At 72.9% G+C, this 18,131-nt stretch carries 16 protein-coding genes; 12 read left to right on the top strand and 4 right to left on the bottom strand.

Translation table 11 applies throughout. The annotated features are described in order from the left end of the window. Positions 1–373: 373 nt before the first annotated feature. The 3 genes from FHU33_RS08445 (at position 374) to FHU33_RS08435 (ending at position 4,086) form a co-directional block, all read left to right on the top strand. Entirely contained in the window at positions 374–598 is a 225-nt protein-coding gene (locus tag FHU33_RS08445) for a DUF7455 domain-containing protein (RefSeq protein ID WP_142024938.1), read from the top strand. Between the two features lie 142 nt (positions 599–740). Continuing rightward, positions 741–2,879, top strand: coding sequence for a VanW family protein (locus tag FHU33_RS08440; protein ID WP_142024937.1), 2,139 nt, complete (start codon positions 741–743; stop codon positions 2,877–2,879). An 82-nt stretch (positions 2,880–2,961) separates the two neighbouring features. Beyond that, positions 2,962–4,086, top strand: coding sequence for a YihY/virulence factor BrkB family protein (locus FHU33_RS08435; RefSeq protein ID WP_246063410.1), 1,125 nt, complete (start codon positions 2,962–2,964; stop codon positions 4,084–4,086). A 195-nt stretch (positions 4,087–4,281) separates the two neighbouring features. Here FHU33_RS08435 and FHU33_RS08430 read toward each other — a convergent pair whose 3' ends face one another. Continuing rightward, entirely contained in the window at positions 4,282–4,509 is a 228-nt protein-coding gene (locus FHU33_RS08430; RefSeq protein ID WP_142024936.1) for a DUF3039 domain-containing protein, read from the bottom strand. An 82-nt stretch (positions 4,510–4,591) separates the two neighbouring features. Between FHU33_RS08430 and FHU33_RS08425 the strand changes: the two genes are divergently transcribed. From FHU33_RS08425 to FHU33_RS08400, 6 genes are all read left to right on the top strand, one after another. Beyond that, entirely contained in the window at positions 4,592–5,536 is a 945-nt protein-coding gene (locus FHU33_RS08425; protein ID WP_142024935.1) for a pseudouridine-5'-phosphate glycosidase, read from the top strand. Continuing rightward, positions 5,515–6,417: a carbohydrate kinase family protein gene (locus FHU33_RS08420; RefSeq protein ID WP_342778678.1), complete on the top strand. Its 903-nt coding sequence runs from the start codon at positions 5,515–5,517 to the stop codon at positions 6,415–6,417. Before FHU33_RS08425 ends, FHU33_RS08420 begins: the two co-directional genes overlap by 22 nt. Before the next feature lie 243 nt (positions 6,418–6,660). Continuing rightward, positions 6,661–7,689 carry an iron-siderophore ABC transporter substrate-binding protein gene (locus FHU33_RS08415; protein WP_142024933.1) on the top strand — a complete coding sequence of 343 codons (1,029 nt, stop codon included), beginning with the start codon at positions 6,661–6,663 and terminating at the stop codon, positions 7,687–7,689. After that, positions 7,686–8,729, top strand: a complete 1,044-nt coding sequence (locus FHU33_RS08410) for a FecCD family ABC transporter permease (protein ID WP_211355048.1) — start codon at positions 7,686–7,688, stop codon at positions 8,727–8,729. Before FHU33_RS08415 ends, FHU33_RS08410 begins: the two co-directional genes overlap by 4 nt. Beyond that, on the top strand, positions 8,726–9,778 hold the full coding sequence (locus tag FHU33_RS08405) for a FecCD family ABC transporter permease (RefSeq protein WP_142024932.1): 1,053 nt from the start codon (positions 8,726–8,728) through the stop codon (positions 9,776–9,778). The genes FHU33_RS08410 and FHU33_RS08405 overlap by 4 nt, the downstream gene beginning before the upstream one ends. Further along, the gene (locus FHU33_RS08400) at positions 9,775–10,614 is read left to right on the top strand and encodes an ABC transporter ATP-binding protein (protein WP_142024931.1); all 840 of its coding nucleotides are present in this window, start codon (positions 9,775–9,777) and stop codon (positions 10,612–10,614) included. Before FHU33_RS08405 ends, FHU33_RS08400 begins: the two co-directional genes overlap by 4 nt. A 15-nt stretch (positions 10,615–10,629) precedes the next feature. On the opposite strand, the gene FHU33_RS08395 is transcribed toward FHU33_RS08400, so the two are convergent. Next, positions 10,630–10,971, bottom strand: coding sequence for a DUF3099 domain-containing protein (locus FHU33_RS08395; protein WP_142024930.1), 342 nt, complete (start codon positions 10,969–10,971; stop codon positions 10,630–10,632). Between the two features lie 94 nt (positions 10,972–11,065). Next, on the bottom strand, positions 11,066–11,659 hold the full coding sequence (locus tag FHU33_RS08390; RefSeq protein WP_211355046.1) for an HhH-GPD-type base excision DNA repair protein: 594 nt from the start codon (positions 11,657–11,659) through the stop codon (positions 11,066–11,068). A 716-nt stretch (positions 11,660–12,375) separates the two neighbouring features. Here FHU33_RS08390 and FHU33_RS08380 point away from each other — a divergent pair. The 3 genes from FHU33_RS08380 to FHU33_RS24895 all read left to right on the top strand — a co-directional run bounded on the left by FHU33_RS08380 (position 12,376) and on the right by FHU33_RS24895 (position 14,967). Beyond that, entirely contained in the window at positions 12,376–13,560 is a 1,185-nt protein-coding gene (locus FHU33_RS08380; RefSeq protein ID WP_142024928.1) for a PP2C family protein-serine/threonine phosphatase, read from the top strand. A 147-nt stretch (positions 13,561–13,707) separates the two neighbouring features. Continuing rightward, complete coding sequence (locus FHU33_RS08375) at positions 13,708–14,778, top strand: methyltransferase domain-containing protein (protein WP_142024927.1); 1,071 nt, start codon at positions 13,708–13,710, stop codon at positions 14,776–14,778. A 21-nt stretch (positions 14,779–14,799) separates the two neighbouring features. Further along, complete coding sequence (locus FHU33_RS24895; protein ID WP_170182361.1) at positions 14,800–14,967, top strand: alpha/beta fold hydrolase; 168 nt, start codon at positions 14,800–14,802, stop codon at positions 14,965–14,967. Positions 14,968–15,029: 62 nt separating this feature from the next. On the opposite strand, the gene FHU33_RS08370 is transcribed toward FHU33_RS24895, so the two are convergent. Then, positions 15,030–18,056, bottom strand: a complete 3,027-nt coding sequence (locus FHU33_RS08370) for an AfsR/SARP family transcriptional regulator (RefSeq protein WP_142024926.1) — start codon at positions 18,054–18,056, stop codon at positions 15,030–15,032. Between the last annotated feature and the right edge of the window lie 75 nt (positions 18,057–18,131).

The raw sequence follows: 18,131 nt of genomic DNA, 5'->3' as shown, positions 1-18,131 counted from the left end.
GCTTCGCGGGCCGGGTCCCGATGGGCCCGGCTGCCCCGGAGGAGCGAAGTGTGGGCGTCGAACGGGTGACCGACGGTGTACGCCGACACTTGTCGGGTAGACGGCGTAGCGTGGGAAGCGTCAGAACAGCAGCGGACCCACGGTCGGCCCGGCACCCAGCCGGTCCGGCAGATCGACCCAGGCAACGTGCACGACCGTCCATCCAGTGACGTCCCCTGCTGAACCCGCTCCATCAAGGCCCGGCGTGTTACGGACTCATCTCTTTCGGCGAGTCCGTGGTCACCGGCCATCGGAACGGGAACACGAGGGGCCATCCTGGCGCTGTGCAGGAGGCCGATCCGCAGCCGCGGGTCCGTGCGGTAGAGAGCGAGTGATGAGCCAGATGACCCAGACGCTGACGTCGACCCCGCCCACCGATGACCTCGTCGTCCCGTTCCACTGCGACCGCTGTGGAGCCCTGGCCAAGGTGCGCGTCGTTCTCGCGAGCGGCAGCGATCTCGTCTTCTGCGGGCACCACGCTCGCGAGTACGAGAGCAAGCTGCGTGACATCGCTGTCGACATCATCGACACAGACGGCGAGCAGCACGTAACTGCGTGAGGAAGGCGATATCGTCGCGCCCGCGATGACCGCCTCACCCGACGACGCCGCCGCGTCCTCCACACCGCCTCGTGCGGACGGAGGGCCGGCGGCTCCGTCGTTCTCGGGGACCACCGGTCGACCGACACCGGAGGAACACCCCATGCCCCAGCACCCGCCCGCGCACGACGAGACGGTGCGGATGCGCCCGGAGGACGCCGACGGGCGCCCCTCGCCCGACGGCACCCGGCCGGCACCGGCCGACGGCCACGACGACACCCGCCCGGTCACCCGCGACTGGCTGCTCGGCGCGCCCGACCAGGCCGGCCCCATCACCGGTGCCGCACCGGCCGTCGAGGCCGCCCAGCCCGATGCGGACCAGGACGAGGACCGCAGTACCCAGGCGCTCGACATGTCCGGCCCCCAGCAGCCCGGCGGAGGCATGGACACGGTGCCGGTCACCGGCGCACCCGAGCCCGCTGCCGCGTCGTCGCCTGTGCAGGACACGGCACCCGTGGCGGACACCCCGGACCTGCCCCCTCCGGGCGCCGAGCCCACCGCCGGCAGCGGCGGCGGCCCGCGGTGGCGCCGCCGTGCCGTCCTGGTGCCGGCCGGCGCGGTCGCCGTCCTGGCCGCGCTCTACGGCGGTGACCTGCTGCTGTCCTCGGGCGACATCCCGCGCTCGACCGTCGTGGCCGGCGTCGACATCGGCGGTCTATCCCCCGCCGCCGCCGGCGCTGCCCTCGAGGAGGACCTGGCCCCCCGGGTCGATGCCGAGCACGTGGTGCGCGCCGACGACGTGACGGCCCCCTTCTCGCCACTGACGGCCGGGATCACGCTGGACGTCGAGGCGACCATCGACTCCGCCGACGACCAGCCGCTCAACCCCTGGACCCGCCTGACATCACTCTTCAGCGATCGCGAGATCGAACCGACCTTCACCGGCGAGGAGACCGCCCTCGCCGCGCAGATCGACGCGCTGGCCGAGCAGGTGGACCGCGCACCGGTCGACGCCTCGATCGTCATCGAGGGCACCACCCCCTCGGTCACCGAGCCGGCCGACGGCCGCACCCTCGACCGGGAGGGGGCCGCGGAGGCGGTCATCGACGCACTGCAGTCCGGCGCGGACCCCAGCACGCCGATCGACCTGCCCGTCGACGTGACGCCCGTCGACGTCGATGCGGCGGAGGCTCAGCGGGTGCTGGAGGAGACCGTCGAGCCCGCCCTCTCGGCACCCGTGTTGGTCGTCGTGGAGAACAGCCAGGACACCGCCGAGGTGCCGGTGGAGGCCATCGCGGCCTCGCTCACGTTCACGCCCCAGGAGGACGGCGTCCTCGCGGTCGGCATCGACCCGGCAGCCCTGCAGACGGCGCTGGGCGACGAGCTGGCCGTGTTCGGCAGCGGTGCCGAGGACGCCCGCTTCGAGGTGTCCGGCGGCGCGGTCACCGTCGTGCCCTCCGTGGACGGCACCGGCGTCGCCCCGGCGACGCTGGCCGAGCAGCTCCTCCCGGTGCTGGGCGAGTCGGCGCCGCGCACGGTCACCGCCCAGCTGGGCCCGGTGCCGGCCGACTTCACCACGGAGGAGGCGCAGGGGCTCGGCATCCGGGAGGAGATCGGCAGCTTCACCACCAACATCGGCAACCCGGCCAGCGGCACCAACATCCGCGTGGTCGCCCAGGAGGTGGACGGCGCCCTCGTCCTGCCGGGCGAGACGTTCAGCCTCAACGGCTTCACCGGCCCGCGCGGGGTCGCACAGGGTTACGTCGAGGCCGGCGTCATCAACAACGGGGAGTTCACCACCGCGGTCGGCGGCGGCATCAGCCAGTTCGCCACCACGATGTTCAACGCGGTGTTCTTCGCCGGGCTCGAAGACGTCTTCCACAAGCCGCACAGCTACTACATCAGCCGCTACCCCGCCGGCCGCGAGGCGACGGTCTACTACGACTCGATCGACCTCGAGTGGCGCAACGACAGCGACACCGGCGTCTACATCGACACCGCCTGGACCCCCGGCACGATCACGGTGACCTTCTACGGGACCAAGCGGTACGAGATCCAGTCGATCAGCAGCAACCGCTACAACCAGCGGGCCCCGGTGGTGCAGGAGAAGCCGGACGACGGCAACTGCACCCCGCAGAACGGGTCGACCGGCTTCGACATCACCGTCACGCGGGTCTTCCGCGACCTGGCCTCGGGCGCCGAGCTGAAGCGGGAGGACTTCCAGACGCGCTACGCCGCCGAGCCGGTGATCGTGTGCATCCCTCCGGCCGCGCCGCCCGCGGAGCCGACCCCGGCCGGCTGACCGGTCGCCCGAGGGGGCGAATGCCCTGGCCCAGCGGCCCGGGAGGGCGGCCACCGCGGTACCGGGCGTGCACACTGGGCGGGTGAGCACCGTCCTGCCCAGTGGGTCTCCTCCGCGCACCGGGGAGCCCGGGGCGGTCGACGGCGCAGCGACGGAGACCGTTCATCCCTCCCCGGCCCCGGCCGACACGGAGGACCGGTCCCCGGCGGGCTCGACCCGGTTCGTGCCGCCGGACGACGAGGTCACCTCGCCCGGCCGGCTGGACCGGTGGCCGGCGCCGCTGCGCGTGCCCCTGCAGGTGCTCGGCCGCACGCTGGCCAAGGCGTGGCAGGACCGCATCCTCGGGCTCTCCGCGGAGGCGGCGTTCTGGCAGATCCTGTCCGTGCCGCCGCTGCTGATCGGGCTGCTGGGGTCGCTGGGCTACCTGAGCTCGCTGATCGGAGGCGACGCCGTCCGCCGCATCGAGGACCAGCTGCTGACCGCATCGGCGCAGGTGTTGACATCCGACGTCGTCGACGACCTCGTGGCCCCCACGCTGTCGGACATCCTCGGCTCGGGCCGGCTCGAGGTGGTGAGCCTGGGCTTCCTGCTGTCCCTCTGGGCGGGCTCGTCGGCGACGGCGACGTTCATGAACACCATCGTCATCGCCTACGACCAGCGCGACGTGCGCGGCCCGATCCGCACCCGCCTGAAGGCCCTCTGGCTGTTCGTCGTCGGCATGTTCATGGCCGTGCTGACCCTGCCGCTGCTGGTGCTCGGCCGCGAGGTCCTCGTCGGGCTGATGCCGGCCGACTGGCAGTCGACCGGCATGGTGCTGGTCAACGCCGTGTACTGGCCGGTCGTGCTCGTCGGGCTGCTCCTGGCGCTCACGAGCTTCTACCACGTGGTGCTGCCCAACCGGCTGCCGTGGCGCCGGCACCTGCCGGGCACGCTGCTCGCCGTCGGCTTCTTCCTGGTCGCGGCGCTGCTCCTGCGGAGCTACGTGGCCGACGTCCTGATCACCGCGCTGCCCTACGGCGCCCTGGCCGCTCCCATCGGTGCCCTGCTGTTCTGCTTCTTCTTCGGGATGGCCGTGCTGCTGGGCGCCGAGCTGAACGCCACGATCCAGGCCCGCTGGCCGGCGCCGCTGCGTCGGCACGACCGGCGCCGGCGGGAACGGCGCGCAGCGAAGCTGGAGCAGGAGGCCAGACGGCTCGGCCTGCTGTGACATCGCGGTCCTCCGGACCGCTATGACACTGCGGTCCTCCGGACCGCACCGCGGCCATGACACTGCGGTCCTCCGGACCGCACCGCGGCCAATTGCCCTCCCCCGCCGCGCTGAGCCGTTGCGTCGCGCCTGCGCGGGACCCTCCGGGCCCCACTCGGCACGACCTGGCGGTCGGGACTCCTCTGGGACCCCTCGCTACTTCTTGAGCTGCTCGTAGATCTCCTTGCAGGCCGGGCATACCGGGCTGCCCGGCTTCGGGCTCTTGGTGACCGGGAAGACCTCGCCGCACAGGGCCTCGACCATGGTGCCCATGACGGCGCTCTCGGCGATCTTGTTCTTCTTCACGTAGTGGAAGACCTCGTTGGCGTTGCCGGTGTCGGCGTCCCGGACGTCCGGGCGCTCGAGGATGTCGCTGCTGCTCATGGAGGCTCCCTGCTGGTCTGCGGGTCTGGGAACGGCCACCCGGGGTGGCGATGCGACCGCACCGGCCCTCCATGATGACAGGGTGCATCCCACCCGGTCCTCCACTCCCGATCTTCCTGCCGGCACCGTCCTCTCCCCCGAGGTCGCCGACGCGCTGAGCACCGGCCGGCCCGTCGTCGCCCTGGAGAGCACGCTGCTCGCCCACGGGCTGCCCCGCCCGGAGAACCGCGCGGCCGCCGACGACGTGGAGGCGGCCGTCCGCGCCGGCGGCGCGGTGCCCGCGACGATCGCCGTGCTGGACGGCGTCCCGCACGTGGGGCTGACCGCCGACGAGGTCGACCGCGTCTGCGCCGATCCCGATCTGGCCAAGCTCGGCGTCCGGGACCTGCCCGTGGCCGCCGCCCTGGGACTCAGCGGCGCCACCACCGTCTCGAGCACGGCGCTGCTGGCGGCGGCGGCGGGTGTCGGCGTCTTCGCCACCGGAGGCCTCGGCGGGGTGCACCGCGAGTCCGTCGACACCTTCGACGAGTCCGCCGACCTCACGGCGCTGTCGCGCACCTCCCTGGTCGTCGTCTGCGCCGGGGTGAAGTCGATCCTGGACGTACCGGCCACCCTGGAGCGGCTCGAGTCGCTGTCGGTGACCGTCGTCGGCTACCGGACGACGACCTTCCCCGGGTTCTACGTCGCCGACTCGGGCTCGACGCTGGACTGGTCGGTCGCCGATGCCACCGAGGCCGCCCGGGTGTTCGCCGCCCGCCGGGAACTCGCGCCGGGCGCCGTCGTGGTCGCCAACCCGCTCCCCCTGGACGAGCAGCTCGACCCCGCCCTGCACGACCGCGTGATCGCCGGAGCGCTCGCCGCTGCCGACGACGCCGGCGTGCGGGGCAAGGACGTGACCCCGTTCGTCCTCGACCACCTCCACCGCGCCAGCGAGGGGGCCACGCTCGCGGTGAACGTGCGGCTGGTGCTGCGCAACGCCGAGCTCGCCGGGCAGATCGCGGCGGCATTGGCGGAGGTGGCCCGCTGAGCGATCGCCCTCGCGTCGTCGTCGTCGGGGACGTCGCGACGGACGTCGTCGTCGTGCTGTCCGGAGAGCCGGCCCCCGGCTCCGACCGGCCGGCCGCCATCCGCACCCGCGGTGGTGGCGCCGGCGCCAACGTGGCCGCGCACCTCGCGCACCTGGGCACTGCTGCCGCCCTCGCGGGCTGCATCGGCGACGACGCTGCCGGCACCGGGCTGGCGGCCGAGCTGGCCGGGTCGGGCGTGCACCTGCTGCTGCGGACCGTGTCCGGCGCGGCGACCGGCACCATCGTGAGCCTGGTCGAGCCCGGCGGGCAGCGGAGCATGCTGGCCGACCGCGGCGCGAACCTGCAGCTGAGGCCCGACGACGTCCCGCAGCTTTTGCGCGGTCAGCACCTGCACCTCTCCGGCTACACGCTGCTGGACCCGGGGCCGCGGGCCGCCGGCCTGGCGGCTCTGGAGGCAGCGGTCCACGCCGGGTGCACCGTCTCGCTCGACCCAGCCTCGACCGGCCCGCTGGCCCGGTACGGGGTCGACCGCTGGCTGGCCGACACCGCTCGGGCGACCCTGCTGCTGCCGAACGCGGACGAGGCACGGCTGCTCACCGGGTGCGCGGACCCCTCCGACGCGGCACGGTCCCTGGCCGGCCGGCACCGCATCGTCGCGCTGAGCCTGGGCGCCGACGGGGCGCTGTGGGCGTCGGGGGACGTGCTCGTGCACCGGCCGGCGCATGCCACGGACGTCGTCGACACCACCGGAGCGGGTGACGCGTTCGCCGCCGGTCTGCTGGCTGCCTGGCTGCGGTTCCCGGACGGCGACCCCGTCGAGTTCCTGGACGCGGGCCTGGCGCTGGCGGCCGACGTGGTCCGGCGGCCCGGCGCCCGGTAGGCCCGGACCCTGCCTGCGCCCCGGCTGCCCGAGCGCTGACGGCGATCGTGACCCCGTCGTCATTGTCATGCGCTGAGGCAAGCCTAAGTTAGGCGAGCCTCACCTCATGCGAACCGGCCAGGGCGCGCGCCCGTCGACCGTCAGTGCGGTGCCGCCGCCCGTGGCGCGCACAGACGGTAGATCGCCGGCCGCCGGACCACAGCCGCGCAGTCACGGACGACGCGGCACGACTCGAAGGACACCATGCACCGCGCATCACGACTGCTCGCGCTCTCCGCCGCCTCGTTCCTGACGGCCGGGCTCGCCGCCTGCTCCTCCTCGTCGGCCGACGTGGAGGAGGCGAGCTCCGAGGCCGGGGACTGGTCACCGGTCACGATCGAGCACGCGCTCGGCACGACCACGATCGACTCGGAGCCCGAGCGGGTCGCGACGGTCAACTGGGCCAACCACGAGGTTCCGTTGGCCCTCGGCGTCGTCCCGGTCGGCATGGCCGCCGCGAACTTCGGCGACGACGACGGCGACGGCCTCCTGCCCTGGGTCAGCGAGCGGCTCGAGGAGCTCGACGCCGACGTCCCGGTCCTGTTCGACGAGACCGACGGCATCGACTTCGAGGCGGTCGCGGACACCGATCCCGACGTCATCCTCGCCGGCTACTCCGGGCTGACCCAGGAGGACTACGACACGCTCAGCGAGATCGCACCGGTCGTGGCGTACCCGCAGGCGCCGTGGGCGACCCCGTGGCGCGAGATGATCGAGATCAACGCCGCGGGCATGGGCATGGCCGCCGACGGCGAGGAGCTCGTCGCGAGCATCGAGCAGGACATCGCCGACGCCGTCGCCGAGCACCCGCAGCTCGAGGGCAGGTCGACGATGTTCCTCACGCACGTCGACACGACGGACCTGAGCGAGGTCAGCTTCTACACGCCGTTCGACACCCGCAGCGCCTTCTTCGAGGACCTCGGGCTGTCGACTCCCGCGAGCGTCGAGGAGGCCTCGACCGATCCGGAGCAGTTCTCCGGGACGGTGAGCGCCGAGCAGGTCGACGTGTTCGACGACGTGGACGTCATCGTGACCTACGGGGACCACGAGCTGGTCGACGCGCTCAACGCCGACCCGCTGCTGTCGCAGATCCCCGCCGTCGCCAACGGGTCGATCGTCCTGCTGCCCGACACGCCCCTGGGCACGGCCGCGAACCCCACGCCGCTGGCCATCTCCTGGGTGCTCGAGGACTACGTCTCGATGCTCGCCGAGGCAGCTGACAAGGCCCAGTGACCCAGGTCGCCTCCGCCCCGGCCCCGGGCGCCGCCGTCGTGCGGCGCCCGGGGCCGGTCCGGGTGCTGTGGCTCCTGGTGGTCGTCGGGGTCCTGGTCGCGCTCATGGCTGCTTCGGTCGCGGTGGGCTCGCGCGGAGTGGGCTGGTCCGACATCGTCGCCGCCCTCGGCGGGTCGTCGGACACCATCGGCCAGGCGGCCGTGACCAAGCGGATCCCCCGCACCGTCCTCGCGGTCGTCGTCGGCGCGGCGCTCGGGCTCTCCGGGGCGGTCATGCAGGGCGTCACCCGCAACCCGCTGGCCGATCCGGGTGTCCTCGGCATCAACATGGGGGCGTCGCTCGCCGTGGTCGCCGGGATCGCCTGGTTCGGGCTGTTCTCGGCGACCAGCATCGTCTGGACGGCGATCGTCGGCGCCGCCGTCACTGCGGTGTTCGTGTACGCCGTCGGCTCGCTGGGCCGCGGCGGGGCGACACCGCTCAAGCTCGCCCTGGCCGGGGCGGCCACGTCCGCCGCGCTCGCCTCGTTCATCACCGCCGTGGCCCTTCCCCGCGGTGACATCGCCGAGAGCATCCAGTCGTGGGAGATCGGCGGCGTCGGCGGCGCCAGCTTCACCGGCATCAGCACCGTGGTGCCTTTCCTCGTCGTGGGGCTCGCGGTCAGCCTGCTGTCGGCCCGCAGCCTCAACTCGCTCGCTCTGGGCGACGAGCTCGCGGCCGGACTCGGGGAACGGGTCGCCCTCGCCCGGGGCGTCGCGGCCCTGGGCTCGGTCCTGCTGGCCGGCGCCGCCACCGCCGTGGCCGGACCCATCGGCTTCGTCGGCCTCGTCGTCCCGCACCTGTGCCGGCTGCTGATCGGGGTGGACCACCGCTGGCTGCTGCCCTTCTCCGCGCTCACCGGCCCGTGCCTGCTGACCGCTGCCGACGTGCTCGGCCGCATCGTGGCCCGCCCTGCCGAGATCGACGTCGGCATCATCACCGCCCTGATCGGCGCGCCCTTCTTCATCGCCATCGTCCGCCGGCAGAAGGTGCGGGAGCTGTGACCGTCACCGTCGCACCGCCGCCTTCGACCGTGGACGCCGTCGCCCGGAGCCGGGTCCGCCGCGCGTCGCGCCGGCGCCTGGTCGTCACGGTCCTCGGCGTGATCGTCGTCGTCGCGTTCGCCGTCACGCTGATGGTCGGGCGGACGTTCTACCCACCCGGGGACGTGCTCCGCGTCGTCCTCGGCGAGGACGTGCCCGGCGCCTCGTTCACCGTCGGCCGGCTGCGGCTGCCGCGCGCCGTCCTCGCGGTCGTGGCAGGACTGAGCTTCGGCCTGGCCGGCGTCACCTTCCAGACCATGCTGCGCAACCCCCTGGCCAGCCCGGACGTCATCGGCATCACCTCAGGAGCCAGCGCCGCGGCCGCCTTCGCCATCGTGTTCCTCGGCTGGAGCGGAACCGCGGTCTCGGCCACCGCGATCGTCGCCGCGCTGGGTGTCGCGCTGCTGGTGTACACGCTCGCGTTCAAGGACGGGGTCGCGGGGACCCGTCTCATCCTCATCGGCATCGGCGTCGCGGCGATGTCGAAGAGCATCACCTCCTACGTCCTGTCGGAGGCCGGGGCGTGGGACTTCGCCGAGGCGCTGCGCTGGCTGACCGGCAGCCTCAACGGCAGCACCTGGGACGGGACCGTCCCCGCCCTGCTCGCCCTGGTCGTGCTCGGGCCCGTGCTGCTCGCGCAGACGCGGGAACTCTCCGCGCTGCAGCTGGGCGACGACACCGCCTCGGCGCTGGGCATCCGCGTCGAGCGGACGCGCATCGTGGCGATCGTGGCGGCGGTCGGCCTGATCGCCTTCGCCACGGCCGCGTGCGGCCCGATCGCCTTCGTGTCGTTTCTCGCGGGCCCCATCGCGGCGAGGATCGTGGGACCGCACGGCTCGCTGCTCGTCCCGGCCGCGCTGGTCGGGGCGGTGCTGGTGCTGGTCGCCGACCTCGTCGGTCAGTTCGCCCTCGGGACCCGCTTCCCGGTCGGCGTCGTCACTGGTGTGCTCGGCGCTCCGTATCTCATCTACCTGATCGCCCGCACCAACCGGGCCGGAGGCTCGCTGTGACCGCCACCCATTCGCTCACGGCCGAGCACCTGACGCTCGCATACGGCGAGCGCACCGTCATCGAGCACCTCGACCTCGCCGTCCCTGCCGGGCGGATCACCGCGATCGTCGGCGCGAACGCCTGCGGCAAGTCGACCCTGCTGCGGTCGATGTCCCGCCTGCTACCGCCACGGAGCGGCCAGGTCCTCCTGGACGGCAGGGCGGTGCACCGCCTCCCCGCCAAGGAGCTGGCCCGGACGCTCGGTCTGCTGCCGCAGTCCCCGATCGCTCCCGAGGGCATCACGGTCGCCGATCTCGTGGGGCGCGGTCGCCATCCGCACCAGGGCGTCTTCTCCCGCTGGAGCAGGGCGGACGACGCGGCGGTGGCGTCGGCCCTGGAGGCGACGCAGACCACCGCGCTGGCCGACCGCGCCGTCGACGAGCTCTCCGGGGGACAGCGCCAGCGGGTGTGGATCGCGATGGCCCTGGCTCAGCAGACCGACCTCCTGCTGCTGGACGAACCGACCACGTTCCTCGACGTGAGCCACCAGGTGGAGGTCCTCGACCTGCTCACCGACCTCAACCACGCACGCGGCACGACCGTCGTCATGGTCCTGCACGACCTCAACATGGCCGCCCGCTACGCCGACCACCTGGTCGCGCTGACGTCCGGTCGCGTCCACGCTGCCGGCACCCCCGCGGACGTGCTCACCGTGGACAACGTGCGTGCGGTGTTCGGCCTGGAATGCCAGGTGATCGTCGACCCGACGTCGGGGAAGCCGCTGATGCTTCCGCTCGGCCGGCACCACACGACCGTGCCGGCCGAGCCCCTCGCGGCCGGCCACCGGATGCACTGACCCGGCGCCCGCTGATCAGCCGTCGATGACGCGAGTGGGGCGGCTCTCCAGCACGCGGTCGGGGCGGGCGTCGTACGTGTTGACGTGCAGCCGCTTCTTGGGCGGGCGGTCGTTGGCCATGATGACGGCGATCCAGGGCAGGACCGTGCCCAGGAAGGCGAAGATCAGCATGAGCCAGACGACCTGGTAGAACGACGCCGCGAGGACGATGAACACCGCTCGGATGCCCATGGTGATCGCGTACCGCTTCTTCCGGAACGCGTGCTGCTCGGCCATGCTCGGCTCGGCCTCGGTGATGAGCACGGGCTCGGGCCGGCGCTGACGCGGGAACTGCTGGCTCGAGGCCACGGGCTCCATCCCTCCACGACCGTGCGCCCTGGGGGTTCCCCGGGCAGTGCGCGGTGCGCAACCCATCGTGCCACCGTCGCGCGGTGGACGCTGCTGCCTTCGGCTAGTTCGTGGCGGACTGCTTGGCGGCCTTGGCCGCCTGCTTCTGCTCCTGCTTGACGGCACGCACCTCGGCCAGCGACTCCGGTCCGGTGATGTCGGCGACCGAGCGTCGCGAGCCGTCGACCCCGTAGTCGCCGGCCGCCTCCCGCCAGCCCGGCGGCGTGACGCCGTACTGCTTGCCGAGGAGGGCGAGGAAGATCTTCGACTTCTGGGCGCCGAAGCCGGGCAGCTCGTTGAGCCGCTTCAGCAGGCTCGCCCCGTCGGGAGCGTCGGTCCAGAGGTTCTCCGGCAGCCCGCCGTACCGGTCCACGAGCAGCCGGCACAGCTCCTGCGTCCGGCCGGCCATGGACCCGGGGTACCGGTGCAGCGCCGGCGGGCCCTGGAACACGCGGGTCAGCTCGTCCGGGTCGAGGGCAGCCAGGACAGCGGCGTCCAGGCGATCGACGCCGAGTCGATCGGCCAACAGTCGGGGCGCACCGAACGCGCGCTCCATCGGGAACTGCTGGTCCAGCAGCATCCCGATCAGCAGCGCGAGCGGGTCGCGCCCGAGCAGCTCGTCGGCCGCGGGGTCCTGGGCGATGCGGAGGGTCGGCACGCGCCGATCCTCCCTGATCAGCATCCGGGCGAACAGCCGGCGTGGACGACTCGGCGAGCGCGGCTCCCTGGGCAGAGTCGCCGCACCGGACTCGCGACGTCCCGTCGGGAGCCCGGTGCAGCCACGGCGGTGGGCCAGCGCACCTGCTTCTTCGCCAGCACGCAGACGCTGCGGACGCCGTAGGCCGGCCGCCCGACCGCAGCACCCGTGCCACCTCACGGAAGACCTGGTCCTTGTCGGGGTCGGTTGATGGCCCGGTTGGAGAGGACCACGTCGACGCTGACGTCGTCGACCGGCAGCTGCTCGATCCGCCCGGCCCCGAGACATGGCGTGGTCGAGGCCGTGCTCGGCGCGCCGGTCGGCTTTGCGCGTCTGTCATGTCGACCCCGACGACGCATCCCGTCGGGCCGACCCGCAGCGCGGCGGAGAACGCGTCCATTCCCGACCCCGACCCGAGGTCCACGACGGTCTCCCCCGCTCGGATCGGCCAGGTCGAAGAACCAGCCGACGCCGGCGAAGGACTCGACGGCCGGCGCCGGGATGCGGTCGAGCTCCGCCGAGGGGTACCCCGGGCGCTCGGCCGGCGCCCGGCCGGTCTCCAGGTGGAGTTGCGCGTGAGTACAGGGCCTGGGCGTGCCCGGTGAGAATGCTCCGCGGTCACGTATCCGCAGTACAGGCGTGCATGGGAGTCGGTCCGGCTGCCTACTGTCCTTTCTGTGCCTCGATCTCCCGGAGCAGGACGCAGCCGCCTCCAGGTGATCGCCGCCCAGTTGGACGCGGTCATCGACAGCGCGCCGTTCGGCGTCGGGTTGTTCGACGAGGACATCCGGCACGTACGGGTCAACCCGGTCCTAGAGGAGATGAACGGGGTGCCGGCCGTCGAGCTGCTGGGCCGGACGCCCGCGGAGCTGCACCCAGGGATCGGTGCCGAAGCCGAGGAGCAGTACCGCGAGGTGCTGCGCTCCGGCCGGCCGAGACGGGACATCCTCATGACCGGCGCGGTGGGCAGCCGGCCGGAGGACGTCCGCCACTGGAACGCCAGCTTCTTCCCCGTCCGGCACGACAGGGAGGTCATCGGGTTGTGCGTCGTGGTGGCCGACGTGACCACCGAGCGACGACTCGCCGAGGCGCTGGCCGCCTCCAAGGAACGTCACCGCCGGCTCGCCGAGGACCTGCAGAGCAGCCTCCTGCCCCCCGACCTCCCGCAGCCCGCCGGGGCGGAGCTGGCAGCCGTCTACCGGCCCGGCGGGACGGTGGCCACCGTCGGCGGAGACTTCTACGACCTCATCGAGATCGACGACTCCTCGTGGCTGCTGGTCATCGGCGACGTCGAGGGCACCGGGCCGGTCGCCGCGTCGCTCACCGCCGCCGTCCGCTACGCGATCCGGACCGCCGCCGTCCACACAGCCGATCCGGCGGACGTGCTGCACACGGCCAACACCGTCCTGCTGCGTCAGGGAGCCCCCAACGGGACGTGCACCGTCGCCTGCGTCCTGGCCCGACGCGCCGGGCACCGGATCGACCTGCGCGCGGCGTCTGCCGGCCACCCGCTGCCCCTGGTCCTCCGCGGCGGCACCGGCGCCGTGGAGGAGCTGGGCAGCCCCGGGACGCTGTTGGGCAGCCTGCCCGAGATCGACCTCCCGGTGGAGGGGACGATCCTGGTGCCCGGCGACGTGCTCGTGCTCTACACCGACGGGGTGACCGAGGCCCGGTACCGAACTGCTGCGGGCGGTCTCGAGCTGTTCGGCGAGGACCGGCTGCGGGCGCTGCTCGCCGCGGTGCCGGGGGCCGGCGCCGCGGACATCGCCGGGAGGGTGGAGACGTCGGTGCTGGACTTCCAGTCCGGTCACCTGGCGGACGACCTCGCCGTCCTGTCACTACGTGCCACCGGCGACAGCTGATCTCTCGACGGGAAGTCACCGGGTCGGCTCAGCCCGCAGGAGGTCTCGTCCGGTGACGGCGGCAGCGACAGGTAAGTGACAGCCGGATGAGAGGACGGCGCGTGAGGATCCGGGGCACCGGACCTCGACCCAGGGAGTGACGCGACCATGACCATCGACGAACAGAAGCTCGAGCAGTTCGCGGGACAGGTCGTCGGCGACCTCGGCGCCACGGTCTCGACCGCCCTGGCTCACATCGGCGATCGGCTCGGCCTGTACCGGGCGATGGCCGGTGCGGGACCGCTGACACCCGCGGACCTGGCGCTACGGACGGAGGTCCACGAGCGCTACCTGCGCGAGTGGCTGGCCAACCAGGCGGCCGGGGGCTACATCAAGTATGAGCCGGCACAGGGCACCTACGAGCTTCCGCCGGAGCACGCCCTGGTGCTGGCGAACGAGAACAGCCCCGTCCACCTGGCGCCGGGCTTCGAGCAGATGGCCGCGGTGTGGGCGGTCGCGGAGAGGCTCGAGTCGTCCTTCCGGTCAGGAGACGGCGTGGGCTGGCACGAGCAGAGCCCCGGGCTCTTCGGTTCGACGGAGGGGATCTTCGCGCCGGCCTACCGGACGCACCTCGTCGAGAGCTGGATCCCCGCGCTCGACGGCGTGCAGCAGCGGCTGCAGGATGGCGGACACGTCGCCGACGTCGGCTGCGGTCACGGGGCCTCGACGATCCTGCTCGCCGGGGCCTTCCCGAACGTCACCGTCTCCGGGTTCGACTATCACGCCGCCTCCGTCGAGATCGCCCGGCGGCGTGCCGCCGACGCCGGGCTCGAGGGCGGCGACCGGCTCAGATTCGAGGTGGCGGACGCCGGCGGGTACCCGGCCCCCGACGGCGGCTACGACCTGATCTGCTTCTTCGACGCCCTGCACGACTTCGGCGACCCGGTGTCGGCGGCGGTCCACGCGCGCGAGACGCTCGCGGAGGACGGCGCGGTGATGCTCGTCGAGATCCGGTCCGGCGACCGCACCGAGGACAACCTGAACCCGCTGGGCAGGCTCGGGTACGGCATGTCCACGTTCGTCTGCGTCCCCAACGCGCTGGCCCAGCCCGGCCGCTACGCGCTCGGCGGGCAGGCCGGACCCACCGCGATCGGGGAGATCTTCGAGAAGGCGGGCTTCACCCGGTTCCGGAAGGTCGCCGACGCCCCGATCCACCAGGTGCTCGAGGCCCGCCCGTAGGAGAGAGATCGAGCGGCGCACGTGCCCACCATGCAGGTGGACCAGACGCAGCTCGAGTACGTCGAGCGAGGAGCAGGAGACCCGGCCGTCCTGGTGCACGGCTCGCTCGGCGACCTGCGCAGTTGGCAGCCGCAGATGGAGACGTCCGCCCGACGTGCCGGACAGCTCGCACGATCTGCCGGCAGATGACATCGGAACGTACGACGAGGTGGTGCCGGCTTTCTTGGAGAGGCACTCTCCGGATACGGGGACTACCCGCACCCTTCGGCCGACTGCGCTGTCAGCAGACGCTCCATCTCGTCGAGCACGAAGGTGACCACGTCCACGTCGCTCATGCACCGACCGCGCGTCACGGCGGCCGCGAACGTCTCCTCCCCCAACGACCGCCGCAGAGCGGCGGCAGCGGCCCGCAGGCGGTCGGCGTCCGCGCCGAAGGGCTGGGCGCCGGTGGTGGCGGTGTGCACCGCGCCGTGCAGGACCGCCGCGGCCTCGTCGGCTCCGACGCGCTCGAGCATGACCACGAGGTTGTGCAGGGTGGTCCACAGGTGGACCCAGTCACCGCACGTCCGCCAGTGGTCGACGATGTCGCGGAAGGCCAGCAACGCCTCCTCCGGTCTCCCGTGCCGCGCCGCCAGGGAGGCGATGGCGACGCGGGCCACCCCTGCCACGAACCGGTTGCCCACCGGGCGGGTGGCCTCGATGGCCTGGGCGAACGCGGCGAGCGCCACCTCGGGAGCGGCATCCAGCCGGATCTCGCCCTCGAGGTAGCTGAATCCCGCCCGCAGGCTCGGGGTGCCGGCTCTCTCCACGGCCCGCCAACCGGCGTCGAGACGGGATCGCGCCTGCTCGGGCTGTCCGCGGTAGGCGGCCGCATGCACGCGGTAGAGGTGGCCCAGCGCCTCGGCGTAGGGATCCGCCGCCGCACGCGCCCGTTCGAGGACCTCGTCCCCTCGCCGGTCGACATCGTCCAGGCGCCCCTGGTAGAGCGCGATCTCCGCGAGCAGCTGCGTGGCACGCAGTACCAGCTGATCGTCGGAGGTCGCGGCGAGCACCTGGGCGCCGGCCTCGAGTGCCCCGTCCAGCTCACCCCGTTGCATGCGGCCGACCGCAGCCGTGAGCAGGGCCGCCGACCGGGCGGGGTGGGCCGAAGCTTCCGACAGCTCGAGCGCATGCTGCGCCCACCCGTACACCTCGTCGCGGAGCCGGAAGTACGCGTAGTCGCACAGGAGTCCCGGAAGCCGCAGGGTCACGTCCGCGTGCCCGGACGCGCATGCCCGGTTCTGTGCGGCACGGACGTTGGCGAACTCGGTGTCGAGCAGGTGCACCCAATGGCCTTCGTCGGGGCCGCGCAGGCCGACCGCGGCCCGTTCCGCCAGGGACAGGTAGTGCTCGGCATGACGGCGACGCCAGGACGGCAGCTCGCCACGCTCGTCGAGGTGCGCCTCGGCGTAGGCCTGGAGGCTCTCCAGGAGGCGGTACCGCGCGTGCCGGCCGGCGCGGTCGACGGCCACCAGCGAGTGGTCGACCAGTTCGGCCAACCGGCCGGCAACCGCGGCTGCCGGTACCCCATCGCCGGCGCAGACACGGCCGGCGGCGTCGAGATCGAACCCGCCGGCGAAGACAGCGAGCCGATCGAAGAGCCGCTGCGTCGCATCCGGGAGCAGGTCGTAGGACCAGTCGAGGGCGGCCTGCAGGCTCCGGTGCCGCGGCGAGGTGGCGTCGGATCCCTCGGCGAGCATCTCGAGCCGGGAATCGAGCCGTTCGGCGATGTCGGCCGGGGTCATGGATCGCGTCCGGGCCGCGGCCAGCTCGACGGCCAGGGGCAGTCCGTCGAGCCGGCGGCAGAGCTCCAGCACGGCCTCCCGGTCGGCGCCGGTGCAGTCGACGGTGGGATCCGCCGATGCGGCCCGCTCTCGGAACAACTCCACCGCAGTGCCTCGCCCCAGGTCCCCGACGTCCAGGGGTGGAACCGGCCAGACCTGTTGGCCGACGACGTCGAGCGGCTGCCGGCTGGTGGCCAGCACACCCACGTTCGGGCATCGGCGCCGGAGCAGGTTCACCAGCTCGGAGGCGCCGGCCAGCACGTGCTCGCAGTTGTCGACCACCAGCAGCACGTGCTGGGCGCGCAGGATCTCCGTCAGGCCGGCGATGCTCCCGCGCTCGGAAGGCAGCACACCGAGCGCGGTCGCGACCACATCGGGCACGGCGCTCGGGTCCTCGGCGCTGACGAGGTCGCACCACACCGCGCCGTCGGCGTAGTCCTCGGTCAGCTCGCGAGCGACGCGTACGGCGAGCCGGCTCTTGCCCACGCCACCGACGCCGGTCAGGACCACGATCCGGTTCTGCTCCAGCGCTGCCCTGACGCCCCGGATGTCCGCCTGCCGACCGACGAAACTGGTCAGCTCCTCGGGCAACGCGGGATTCGTCCCCCTCGCCGCCCGGTGAGTCCGGCGTGGGGCACCCACGTCCGCACCGCCCTCGACCGGGGACGCCGGCCACGGGAGGGTCTCGGCCTGCTGGAGAATCGCCCGCTCGAGCTCCCGCAGCGGCGCCGACGGCTCGATCCCCAGCTCGCCGACCAGCGTGTCCCGCAGATCCCGGTAGGCGGCGAGCGCATCCGCCTGCCGTCCAGAGCGGTACAGCGCCACCATCAGCTGACCACGGAGCTGTTCACGGAGCGGGTTGCCGGCGATCGGCACCTCGAGTTCGGCCACGACATCCGGGTGGCGCCCCAGGCTCAGCATCGCCTCAGCTCGGAGCTCCAGCGCAGTCCAGCGCAGCTCCTCCAGGCGCGCCGCCTCCACGATCGCCCGCTCGTGGCCGAGTTCAGGCAGTGGCGGTCCCCGCCACAGCCTCAACGCCTCCGCCGTCAGCTCGACCCTGGCATGCGGTTTCGAGGCGGCGCGTGCCTCGCCGATCAGCCGCTCGAAACGGCCGGCGTCGACCTGGTCGGGCTCGACGGCCACGGCGTAGCCCCCAGGGCGCGTGACGAGCACGTCTCGGGCAGGAGCGCCGCCCCTCCGCTCGAGCGCACCTCGCAACCGGGAGACCTGGGTCTGGATCGCGCCTGCCGGATCGTGGGGTTGGCCGTCGCCCCACAGGATGTCGGCCAGCCGGTCGACGGAGAGGACCGCTCCGACCTCGGCCAGAAGGGCCGCCAGCAGCACGCGCTGGTTCGGGCTGCCGAGCCGCACCTCGTCGCCACCGACGTCGACGCGCAGCTCACCGAGGATCCCGAACCGGGGCGCCGGCCCTCGTGGACGTGACTGCACATTCATCGCCCTGTCGACGGTATCGGGCGCAGCGGCCGCGGTGCTTCGTTCTCACATGTCGTCCTGGGCGATGCGCAGAGT

Source organism: Blastococcus colisei (assembly GCF_006717095.1).
Lineage (GTDB): Bacteria > Actinomycetota > Actinomycetes > Mycobacteriales > Geodermatophilaceae > Blastococcus_B > Blastococcus_B colisei.
The sequence above is the reverse complement of the archived record's forward strand: the minus strand, read 5'-3'. Positions and strand labels throughout refer to the sequence as shown.